The following is a 10,845-nucleotide window of genomic DNA, read 5'->3' as shown; positions in this document are numbered from 1 at the left end:
CCCATTCACCTTGTCGAACACGTTGCGCTGGAAACGCACCGTCGCGCCTTTCGGTGTCTGGCCGTTCTCACCGCCGATCAGCGAGATGCTGAGAATCTTCACCCGGATCGCCCGGCTCTTACCGTAGACCTTGTACGGGCTCTGCTCGTTGTTGGCGGCGTGCAGATTCATGTAGGCCTGCGCGACATCGGGCGCAGCCATCGTCAGGACCGTCGGCCAGTCGCGTAGATTCGTCAGAGCAAGGTCATAGGCTTCGCGAGCGAGCACGAAGTGAGCGACATTGCTGCGGTTGACGGCCTCGCTCGAGGTGATCTGGCGATTCACGACATCGTCGGTGACGCGGGACAAGGAACTCGTTCCCGAGTACGCATCGGCGAGGATGAGATACGGCACTTTTTCCTTCAGCGGCATCATGTACAAAATGCACGCGCCGAGCATCACCGAGACGGCGAGTGCGCAAATCGCGACGATCCAGGCGCGCTTTTCGTTTCGCTTGGCTATATCGGCAAGGGTGACTTCGAAGCTGACGCTGTGAGCGACGGCCTGGTCGATCTTCGGCGAACTTTTCTTATTGAGCATGGGGTTGGCCTGTCCTGTCGTCGCTTACTTGGCGTCCGCATTCGCGGCGACGTGTTCGTCGTTCGCGGGAGCGGCGGCAGGTGTGGGTTCGGTTGCAGCGGGAGCTTGTGCGGCAGAGACCTTGGCGCCCGGCGCGACAGGCGCCGCGGGCGTGGTGCTGGCGCTCACTTCCTCGACGACCAGTTCCGACCCACTGACGGTCACGGCCACACCTTGCGCGCCGTAGATCGTGCTCAGCTGTGCCGTGGCGTCACGCAGCTCCGTGGTGTGAATGCCCGATGCGGCGCGCGTGAGACTGAAGTCGGAACGGAGGCGATAGGCGAGCTTCAGGCCGGTGTCTTTCGTCCACCGCGTCAACATCGTCTTCAGGGTGCCGTCCATCGGCGCCGCGTAGTACGTGTAAGGCAGGGCAAGCGGGATCTCGACCACTTTGTCGTCGTATTTGTTGACCGGCTTCCAGCGGCCGCCGAAGTCCTTCGCCGCGGGCGTACCGCAGGCGGAAAGGAGCATGGCGAGTGCGGAAACAAGGCCGAGGGCGATGGGGTTCAGGGTTCTATTCACGCTTGGCTCGTAAGTCATCGAAAGGCAAAGTGAAAACGTAGGCAGCAGACGTCGCGGCTCATCGCCGAAGGCGAAGCCGGGGAAGCGTTTACATCGCTACGAAGTGAGCAGGGGCGACAGGCCCTTGCTGGGGAAAGCCGACCAGAATGGAGGCTTTCACCCGCGTTGAAAATCGGATTAATCCGAAAAACGCGGGTGCCTTCTCAGACCCCGTGAACTGACTGGAACGGCGGGCCAACCGGCCCCGAGCGACATGCAAATCATCCATACAACATCCTGTACGAGCGCATTTGCGCCCTTGCATAACGTGCCAGCGAAGAATGGTCGCGCGCCTCAGGAGCGATAAGATCATCGCCCACTTATAGTTGCGTCTTACCGACCGTGTATCCCCACCCCTTTTGGCGGATCCCTGTCCGCGACGTAAACATAACGCAACAAGAAATTTCTGACCAGTGGCCTATGTGTGTGTTTTTGAGGCCTTTGTCACACATTTCTGGCATGTAACATGCGTGAAACGCCTTCTGGCGCGACGCGCGTCACTGCACAAGTGTGCATTGGCGCACCGAATTGCCGGAAATGTGTAAGGCTCGTGAATGTTGCCGTTGCAACCATTTGTCCCGGACATCCGCTTTCCATAAGTTGTCGTTTTTTCGTGTCAGGCGTGCGACACGTCGATGTTTTCAGTGTGTTACGGGCCGCGGTCGAGCGTCGCTGCGAGCGGAAAGGCTCGAGCGATCAAATGGTGACTGAACGAACCACGACCGATGAGTGGCTCTCGCCCTTGGCGCGCTGTAGGTGCGCTTCCCCTGACACGCACGGTCTCGCCCGCGTCCTTTCGAGGCGAACCTTACGGAGCGATCTTCGGGTGGAGTAATGGCAACTTATGGAAGCGAAAAGACGTCACGTTATGGTTGTCATAATAGCGGCATGACACCGTCGCAACAACGCAGGACGCCATAGAAGTTTTCTCAAAATTCCTCGGCCGTCTCTGTCGTCGGATCGACATCGCAAAGCCCCGGGAGTAGAACCTCTCCCTTTCCCTACAGGACCCGCCCATGGATTCGCCCACCATCCCCTCCGACGCTGACCTCATGGCGTTGGCCCAGGACGTCGCCACCGCCGCCCAGGAGCGGCGGGTGATGGTTGCGACGGCCGAGTCGTGCACCGGTGGCTGGATCGCCAAGACGCTCACCGACCTGGCCGGAAGCTCGGCGTGGTTCGAGGCGGGGGTCGTCACGTATAGCTACAGCGCAAAGGAGTCCCTGCTCGGGGTGAACCCGCGAACCCTTGAGCGGACCGGCGCGGTCAGCGAGGAGACGGTGCTGGAGATGGTTTCCGGCGCGCTGGCCCGGTACGGCGCAGGCGTCGCCGTGGCGGTCACCGGTATCGCGGGGCCGTCCGGTGGGACGCCCGATAAGCCGGTAGGGACGGTATGGATTGGCTGGAAGCGCCGGGGCGGGTACGCCCGCGCCGAACTCTTCCACTTTTCGGGCGATCGCGAGGCCGTCCGCCGACAGACGGTGGCTCGCGCACTTGCTGGAATGACCTCCGAGCTCAGGGGCTGAGCCGGGCCGCCTGTGGCACACTTGGCGATTGCGGATCGCAGTCCCTGAGACCACGGTCGGGCAAGATACTTATCTACACACGAGACCCGGATATGACGATGGACGACAATAAGCGCAAGGCGCTGGCGAGTGCCCTCGGCCAGATTGAAAAGCAGTTCGGCAAGGGTGCCGTCATGCGTCTTGGCGATCGCGCCGACGATACGATCGACACGGTCTCGACCGGTTCGCTCGGCCTGGATATCGCTCTCGGTATCGGCGGCCTGCCGCGCGGTCGCGTTGTCGAAATCTACGGTCCGGAATCCTCGGGTAAGACCACGCTGACCCTTCAGGCCATCGCATCCTGCCAGCGCGCCGGCGGCACGGCGGCCTTCGTCGACGCCGAGCACGCGCTGGACCCGAGCTACGCCGAAAAGCTCGGCGTGAACGTGGCCGACCTGCTGGTCAGCCAGCCGGACACCGGTGAGCAGGCCCTCGAGATCGCCGATATGCTGGTGCGCTCCGGCGCCGTGGACATGGTCGTGATCGACTCGGTCGCCGCGCTCACCCCCAAGGCGGAAATCGAAGGCGAAATGGGCGACTCCCACGTCGGCCTGCACGCCCGTCTGATGAGCCAGGCGCTGCGCAAGCTCACCGCCAACATCAAGAAGACCAACTGCCTGGTCATCTTCATCAACCAGATCCGCATGAAGATCGGCGTGATGTTCGGCAGCCCGGAAACCACCACTGGTGGTAACGCGCTGAAGTTCTACGCCTCGGTCCGTCTCGACATCCGCCGTATTGGTGCGGTCAAGAAGGGTGATGAAGTCATCGGTTCCGAGACCCGCGTCAAGGTCGTGAAGAACAAGGTAGCGCCGCCGTTCCGTCAGGCCGAGTTCGAGATCCTCTACGGCGAAGGCACCTCGCGTGAAGGCGAGATCATCGAGCTGGGCGTGCGCGAGAATCTGATCGACAAGTCGGGCGCCTGGTACAGCTACAAGGGCGAGCGCATTGGCCAGGGTAAGGAGAATGTCCGTCAGTTCCTGCGCGACAACCCGGCCATGGCCAATGAAGTGGACGCCGAGTTGCGTTCGCGTCTGCTGGTGAAGGCGGGTCCGAAGGCCGAAGCCTCGACCGAGGCCGACGAGCTTGAGGAAGTCTGATAAAGGCACGGGGCAGGGCGACGGCACGGCCGATCGCCCCACCCGCACCGCCTACGACAAGGCGCTCGGCCTGCTGGCCCGGCGCGAGCACTCCCGCCGCGAACTCAAGCAGAAGCTTGATCGCGGCGGTTTTGCTCGTGAGGAGACCACGGACGCGGTTGCCCGGCTCGGCGATCAGGGCTACCAGGATGACGACCGCTTCGCCGCGTCGCTCATGCGTAGCCGGATAGCCCAGGGCTACGGTCCCGCCCGCATCCGCGCGGAACTGCGCAGTCAGGGCATTGCCGACGCCGTGATCCGCCAGCTGATCGAGTCCGCCGACGTGGATTGGCAGGATCTGGCCTCCAGTCAGCTTCGTCGTCGTTACGGTGGGCCCTCCGCCGACCCGGCGGAACGGGTGCGACGGGCGCAATTCCTCTTGCGTCGAGGCTTCGCCGCCGCCACAGTACGTGTTCTAACCCACGCCGATGCGGAAGACACCGACGACGATTGAAGGCAGCGAGCCTTGATTCTGGACGGAGCGTCTCCGCGACATGTCTCGCAGCTCCCAAGCCACGATAGCTCATGAAAACCGCCGAAATCCGTTCGACCTTCCTCGACTTCTTCCGTTCCAAGGACCACACCATCGTGCCGTCGGCATCGCTGGTGCCGTCGAACGATCCCACCCTGTTGTTTACCAACTCGGGCATGGTCCCCTTCAAGAACGTCTTCCTCGGCAGCGAAAAGCCGGGTTACGTTCGTGCGGCCGACGTCCAGCGCTGCCTGCGCGCGGGCGGCAAGCACAACGACCTCGATGCCGTGGGCTACACCGCCCGCCATCACACCTTCTTCGAGATGCTGGGCAACTGGTCGTTCGGCGACTATTTCAAGCGCGATGCCATCCGTTACGCCTGGGAACTGCTCACCGGGGTTTACAAACTGCCGGCCGAGCGCCTGTGGGTGACCGTGTATCACACGGACGACGAAGCCTTCGACATCTGGAACAAGGAGGTCGGCGTCCCGGCGGACCGTATCGTCCGCATCGGCGACAACAAGGGCGCGCCGTTCGCTTCCGACAACTTCTGGCAGATGGCCGATACCGGCCCCTGCGGCCCGTGCACGGAGATCTTCTTCGATCATGGTCCCGACGTGGCGGGCGGTCCGCCGGGTTCGCCCGACGAAGATGGTGATCGCTACATCGAGATCTGGAACCTGGTGTTCATGCAGTTCGACCGCGCTCCGGACGGCACGCTGTCGCCGCTTCCGGCGCCTTGCGTCGACACCGGCATGGGCCTTGAGCGCCTGGCTGCCGTGCTCCAGCACGTGCATTCCAACTACGAGATCGACCTGTTCGCCCACCTCATTGCTGAGGCCTCGCGGCTGACCGGCACGGCGGATATGGCGAACAAGTCGCTGCGCGTCATCGCCGATCACATTCGTGCCTGTTCGTTTCTCATCGTCGATGGCGTGCTGCCGTCGAACGAGGGGCGTGGGTATGTGCTCCGTCGCATCATCCGTCGCGCGCTGCGCCATGGCTGGATGCTCGGCGTGCGCGGCGACTTCTTCTGGAAGATGGTCGCGCCGCTGGTCGCCGAGATGGGCGATGCCTATCCGGAAATCGCGAAGAAGCAAAGCTTCGTGGAGCAGGCGCTGAAAACCGAGGAAGAGCGTTTCGGCGAGACGCTCGAGCACGGCATGCGCCTGTTCGACGACGTCGCGGCGAAGTCGGGCCAGATCATTCCGGGTGCCGACGCGTTCCGTCTGTACGACACCTATGGTTTCCCGGTCGACCTCACGGCCGACATCGCCCGCGAACGCGGCATGAGTGTGGATATGGACGGCTTCGAGCAGTCCATGAGCGAGCAGCGCGCGCGTGCCCGTGCAGCCAGCAACTTCGGCAGCAAGGCCCAGTTGCCGGCTGATGTCGCAAGCGCCGTGTCGCCGACCCTCTTCACCGGTTACGACTCGCTCGAACTGACCGACGCGAAGGTGGTCGCCATCGTGCGTGATGGCAAGGCTGTCGATCGGCTCGCCGATGGCGAGGAGGCCTTCCTCCTGCTCGACCGTACGCCGTTCTACGCGGAGTCTGGTGGCCAGGTGGGTGACACCGGCATGATTCGCAATCCGTCGGGCGCCCTCGCGGTGCAGGACACCCAGAAGGTCGGCGGTGCGTTCTTCGCGCACTTCGGCAGCTGGCAGGGTTCGGCGCCGCTCGCCAAGGGCGATGTGGTGGGTGCATCGGTGGACGCGTCACAGCGCCAGGCCACGGTTCTCAATCACTCCGCGACGCATCTGCTGCACGCCGCGCTGCGCACGGTGCTGGGCGATCATGTGTCGCAGAAGGGCTCGCTGGTGGCGCCTGAGCGCCTGCGCTTCGACTTCTCGCACTTCAAGCCGGTCACGGCGGAAGAGCTCGCACTGATCGAGCGCATGGTCAACGACGAGGTCCGTCATAACGACCAGGCCGAAGTCCATAACATGGGCTACGACGAAGCGATCGAGTTCGGTGCGATGGCGCTCTTTGGCGAGAAGTACGGCGCCGAGGTTCGCGTGCTGAAGATGGGTGATTTCTCCACCGAACTGTGCGGCGGCACGCATGTGTCGCGCACGGGTGATATCGGCCTGTTCAAGATCGTCTCGGAGTCCGGCGTCGCCGCCGGCGTGCGCCGTATCGAGGCGGTCACGGGTGCGGGTGCGCTCGCGCGGGTCGCTGAGGAAGAGCGCGTCCTGGGCGAAGTGTCCGGCCTGCTCGCAGCGACCGGCGACGATGTCGTCGAGAAGCTTCGCCAGATGTTCGACAAGCAGAAAAAGCTCGAGCGCGAGATCGAATCGTTCAAGGCGAAGGCCGCCAGTTCAGCATCGGCGGATCTTGCGACCTCAGCCGTCGACGTTGCCGGTATCAGAGTCGTGGCTGCGCGTCTTGAAGGTCTCGACGCCAAGTCGCTGCGCGACAGCGTCGATGTCCTCAAGCAACAGCTCGGCGATTGCGCCATCATCCTCGCAGGCGCGCTGGACGGCCGCGTTTCGCTGGTCGCGGGCGTAGGCGGTGCGGCGCTTGGTCGCGTAAAGGCGGGTGATCTGGTGGCCGAAGTGGCCTCACGAATCGACGGCAAGGGCGGCGGACGTCCAGACATGGCGCAGGGCGGCGGCGTGGACTCGCCGGCGCTTCCGCAGATCCTTGCGGGCATCCCAGGCTGGATCGAGGCCCGGTTGCACTGAACGAAACCGGCCAGCGTGAACGGCGGCGTGCCGTAAAGGCTCTCCGCCATGCGTTTTATGGCTCCGTGCGTTGCGCCCGCTGGTTTGGCTCGGCTAGTATGATCCGAATGCCGAATGCACTGTTCGGCATCGATCCGCTGGATCGAAATGGCAGGACAGCTGGTCAGCGACACACACAACTAGAGCCGGGGAAGGCAGCTCGGCCTTCGATGGTCGAAACGTCAACCATTGACGGCAAGCACTCGGGGTGAGTTGTCGTTGGTGGGGAAGCCAATACCTGATTTTATGGAGTATCAATCATGCTGATTCTGACCCGCCGGGTCGGTGAAACCCTAATGATCGGCGACGAGGTGACCGTCACTGTTCTGGGTGTCAAAGGTAACCAGGTGCGCATCGGTATCAATGCACCGAAAAACGTCGCGGTCCACCGCGAAGAGATTTACCAGCGCATCAAGAACGAGAACGATCCTGCCGGCCACACCGGGGACGACCAGGACCAGTAAAGCTCTTTACGGCTGAAGCAAGGAACAGTATCCTTGCCCGCTCGTTAAGGCACGTTCCTCAACGACGAACGTTCACGGAGAGTTGCCCGAGTGGCCGAAGGGGCTCCCCTGCTAAGGGAGTATAGGGTCAAAAGCCTTATCGAGGGTTCGAATCCCTCACTCTCCGCCAGTTTGCAAAAAGCCCTGTTTTTACAGGGCTTTTTTGTGCCCGCGAGAAACGTAGCGACGCGTTCGGCATGCAGCAAAAGAAAAAGCCCACGGAGGGGATCCGCGGGCTTTTCAGGGAATATCCGTCGATGCAAAGGCAGCAGGGGAACCGCCGGTGATGCTTGGGACCAGGCGCCTCACGGCTGCCATGGGAATTACTATACTACTGGGTTTATGAATCGTTCTTAAGTTTGGGAGGGGTGGCCAGGTATACGTCCAGAATGCCGGCAACCAGCTTGTAAGGCTGGGAGGCCTGCAGGTTCGTCAGCACGATCACGGTCAGGTTTTGATCGGGAATCGTGGTGATCCAGACGGCGGCGCCCCCACCGGTGTGCACCGTGACGTGACCCTGCTGGCTGTCGTGCATGAGGGCAAGGCCGAAGTCGCCCGTTTTACCGTCGCTCATCACGTACGGCTTCGCCATCAGGGCGAGGCTTGCGGGCTTGATCACCTTTCCGGTCCAGAGCGCGTTCTCCCACGTGGACATGGCCTCGATGTTGCCGCTCAGCCCTGCTGCGGGCATCAACCACTCCGTGGCGATCTTCGAGCCGAAGGGATGGATGCCGTCGGTCGACATGACCGGTGCGCCCTTCGCATCGAGCTGAAGCTTCGAGTGGTCGGCCGTAGGCTGCAGCGCGGTGTACAGGGAGGCACGACCCGGAATAAGCGTCCACGTATCACCCCACTGCAGGCCGGTGATGCCGAGCGGTTTCAGAAGACGGTCGTTGATGTAGCTCTCATAAGGCATGCTACTGACACGCGCAATGATCTCCCCGAGCAGCATGAATCCCGTCTGGTTGTAGGCCATGGATGCGCCCGGCGCTTTGACCGGCCTGGTCGCAAGCAATGCCATCAGATCAGCACGGGTCCCGGCCAGTGGAAGTACGTTGACGGTGTCGTCCGCCACATTGTCCGGAAGGCCGGATGTGTGGGAAAGGCAATGGCGGATCGTTACGGGAGCCCATGAGGCAGGGAGCTCGGGAAGATACTTCCTGACCGAGTCGTCCAGCGAGATTTTTCCCTGCTCCACCAGCGTCATGATCGCTACGCCAGTGAACTCCTTGGTCGTGGACGCAAGCGGATACAGGGTCGCGTTCGTGGCGGGTACGTTCAGTTCAACGCTGGCAACGCCGTAGCTCTTCTCAAGCACCACCTTGCCGTCCTTGATCACGGCGACGGAGGCGCCAGGCGTGTGCCGTGCGGCCATGTCCTTCGCCACAACGTCATCGACCTGCATCGCCATGGAGGTGCCCGCGTGCGCCACCTGCGCATGCCAGAGCGCGAAGGTCATCAACATGCCTATGAAGTTCCTGACCATGGCGCCCCCGCTCCGATGAATGACGGAATGCATCGTAGGAGGGTAGTGACGAGGGCGTACGTGCCGGTGGGCCTCCGTACTTTCGGCACATGGGCGAGTGGCCCAAAGAAAAAGGCCCTGAAAGCTCGCTTGACGCGGTTTTCAGGGCCTGATTTCTTCGAATATTGGTCGGGGAGACAGGATTCGAACCTGCGACTTCTACGTCCCGAACGTAGCGCTCTACCAGGCTGAGCTACACCCCGACGGGAGCCGCGTATATTAGCCATGACCCTGTCGATTCGCAACAGGTCGTCGCATCTTTTTTACAAATGCCTGACAGGGCGCCATGAGCGCGGGGCGGCCGGCGGCCATCTGCTAATCTATGCGGCTGCCGCGTGGCGGCCTCCGTATAGCCTGTCCGAAGAGGAATTGCATGGCACTCACCCCGGCCCGCACCATGCCTGGTGTCCTCGAGCTTCTTCCGCTCGACCAGATCGCCTTCCAGCGCATGCTGGACACGATTCGCCGTAACTACGAGCGATTCGGCTTCCTGCCGATCGAGACGCCGGTGATCGAGCATAGCGACGTGCTGCTGACCAAGAGCGGCGGTGAGACCGAGCGCCAGGTGTATTTCGTCCAGTCGACCGGTGCCCTCGGCGCGGCGGAGAAGGGTGGTGTGCCCGAACTGGCGCTGCGTTTCGACCTGACCGTGCCGCTGGCGCGTTATGTCGCCGAGCACGAACACGATCTCAGCTTCCCGTTCCGCCGTTACCAGATGCAGCGCGTCTACCGCGGCGAGCGTGCGCAGCGCGGTCGCTTCCGTGAGTTCTATCAGTGCGACATCGATGTGATCGGCAAGGATTCGCTGTCGGTGCGTTACGACGCTGAAATTCCGGCGGTGATCTACAGCGTGTTCCGCGAGCTCAACATCGGCGCGTTCACCATCCAGCTCAATAACCGCAAGCTCATGCGCGGCTATTTCGAGAACCTCGGTGTCAGCGACGCCGAGCAGCAGATGCTGGTGCTGCGCGAAGTGGACAAGCTCGACAAGCGCGGCGCCGACTACGTGCGCGAGACGCTCACCGGTGAGGCCTTTGGCCTGTCCGCGGAGGTGGCAGACAAGATCCTCGCGTTCGTCCAGGTGCGTTCGACGTCCGTGGACGATGCCTTCGCCAAGCTCGATGCCTTGGGCACCGGTTCGGAAACCTTCGAGCAGGGTCGGGCCGAGCTGAAGGAAGTTCTGGCGATGATCCGCGACTTCGATGTCCCGGAAACACATTTTGCGCTGAACCTTTCCATTGCCCGCGGCCTCGATTACTACACGGGTACGGTTTACGAGACGACGCTCAACGATCATCCGGGCATCGGCTCGATCTGCTCGGGCGGCCGTTACGAGAATCTCGCCGGTCAGTACACCAAGTCACACCTGCCGGGCGTGGGTATCTCGATCGGATTGACGCGCCTGTATTGGCAGTTGCGCGACGCGGGCCTGATTTCGACCGCGCAGAGCACGGTAGACGTGCTGGTCACCCAGATGGACGCCGCCCAGTTGCCGGCCTACCTGACACTCGCCACCGAACTGCGTAACGCCGGCATCGCCACCGAAGTCGTCCTCGAAGGCAGCAAGCTGGGCAAGCAGTTCAAGTACGCCGACCGCGCGGGTATCCGCTTCGTCATCGTCCTGGGCGAAGACGAGATCGCCAAGGGTGTCGTCACGGTGAAAGACCTTCGCCGCGAAGACCAGTTTGAAGTCGCCCGCACGGAGCTGGTCAAGACCCTGCGCGTCGAACTGGCCC

The 10,845-nt window shown here is 62.5% G+C and carries 8 protein-coding genes, 2 tRNA genes and 1 pseudogene; 7 read left to right on the top strand and 4 right to left on the bottom strand.

Translation table 11 applies throughout. From position 1 onward, the window contains the following. A partial coding sequence (locus tag AC1DSN_RS12435; protein ID WP_477330912.1) for a VirB8 family type IV secretion system protein occupies window positions 1–579 on the bottom strand: 579 nt, incomplete at its 3' end. Window positions 580–696: 117 nt separating this feature from the next. Next, window positions 697–1,158 (bottom strand): annotated as a pseudogene (locus AC1DSN_RS12430) (hypothetical protein); the annotation flags it as partial. Window positions 1,159–2,195: 1,037 nt separating this feature from the next. Here AC1DSN_RS12430 and AC1DSN_RS12425 point away from each other — a divergent pair. The 6 genes from AC1DSN_RS12425 (at window position 2,196) to AC1DSN_RS12400 (ending at window position 7,714) form a co-directional block, all read left to right on the top strand. Beyond that, entirely contained in the window at window positions 2,196–2,705 is a 510-nt protein-coding gene (locus AC1DSN_RS12425) for a CinA family protein (protein WP_213947933.1), read from the top strand. A 98-nt stretch (window positions 2,706–2,803) separates the two neighbouring features. Continuing rightward, window positions 2,804–3,844 carry a recombinase RecA gene (recA, locus tag AC1DSN_RS12420; RefSeq protein WP_063570725.1) on the top strand — a complete coding sequence of 347 codons (1,041 nt, stop codon included), beginning with the start codon at window positions 2,804–2,806 and terminating at the stop codon, window positions 3,842–3,844. After that, the gene (locus AC1DSN_RS12415) at window positions 3,831–4,337 is read left to right on the top strand and encodes a regulatory protein RecX (RefSeq protein ID WP_477330910.1); all 507 of its coding nucleotides are present in this window, start codon (window positions 3,831–3,833) and stop codon (window positions 4,335–4,337) included. The genes recA and AC1DSN_RS12415 overlap by 14 nt, the downstream gene beginning before the upstream one ends. Window positions 4,338–4,408: 71 nt before the next feature. Further along, on the top strand, window positions 4,409–7,042 hold the full coding sequence (alaS, locus tag AC1DSN_RS12410) for an alanine--tRNA ligase (RefSeq protein ID WP_063570711.1): 2,634 nt from the start codon (window positions 4,409–4,411) through the stop codon (window positions 7,040–7,042). Window positions 7,043–7,341: 299 nt separating this feature from the next. Further along, window positions 7,342–7,545, top strand: coding sequence for a carbon storage regulator CsrA (csrA, locus tag AC1DSN_RS12405; RefSeq protein ID WP_046966111.1), 204 nt, complete (start codon window positions 7,342–7,344; stop codon window positions 7,543–7,545). 76 nt (window positions 7,546–7,621) lie between these two features. Beyond that, window positions 7,622–7,714, top strand: a tRNA-Ser gene (locus tag AC1DSN_RS12400). 210 nt (window positions 7,715–7,924) lie between these two features. Here AC1DSN_RS12400 and AC1DSN_RS12395 read toward each other — a convergent pair. Next, window positions 7,925–9,049, bottom strand: coding sequence for a serine hydrolase domain-containing protein (locus tag AC1DSN_RS12395; RefSeq protein ID WP_477330908.1), 1,125 nt, complete (start codon window positions 9,047–9,049; stop codon window positions 7,925–7,927). Window positions 9,050–9,235: 186 nt separating this feature from the next. After that, window positions 9,236–9,312: transfer RNA gene (locus AC1DSN_RS12390), tRNA-Pro, on the bottom strand. Between the two features lie 170 nt (window positions 9,313–9,482). On the opposite strand from AC1DSN_RS12390, the gene hisS reads away from it, so the two are divergent. Next, a partial coding sequence (gene hisS, locus AC1DSN_RS12385; protein WP_477330906.1) for a histidine--tRNA ligase occupies window positions 9,483–10,845 on the top strand: 1,363 nt, incomplete at its 3' end.

Source organism: Luteibacter sp. P4_D7_3, assembly GCF_056401735.1.
Note: the sequence above shows the minus strand (reverse complement) of the source record. Positions and strands in the feature narration are given on the sequence as shown.

Excerpts from the sequence above, each read along its gene's own strand:
- AC1DSN_RS12425 (WP_213947933.1), top strand. The coding sequence starts at position 2,196 with ATGGATTCGCCCACCATCCCCTCCGACGCTGACCTCATGGCGTTGGCC.
- recA (WP_063570725.1), top strand. The coding sequence starts at position 2,804 with ATGGACGACAATAAGCGCAAGGCGCTGGCGAGTGCCCTCGGCCAGATT.
- alaS (WP_063570711.1), top strand. The coding sequence starts at position 4,409 with ATGAAAACCGCCGAAATCCGTTCGACCTTCCTCGACTTCTTCCGTTCC.
- AC1DSN_RS12395 (WP_477330908.1), bottom strand. The coding sequence starts at position 9,049 with ATGTTGATGACCTTCGCGCTCTGGCATGCGCAGGTGGCGCACGCGGGC.
- csrA (WP_046966111.1), top strand. The coding sequence starts at position 7,342 with ATGCTGATTCTGACCCGCCGGGTCGGTGAAACCCTAATGATCGGCGAC.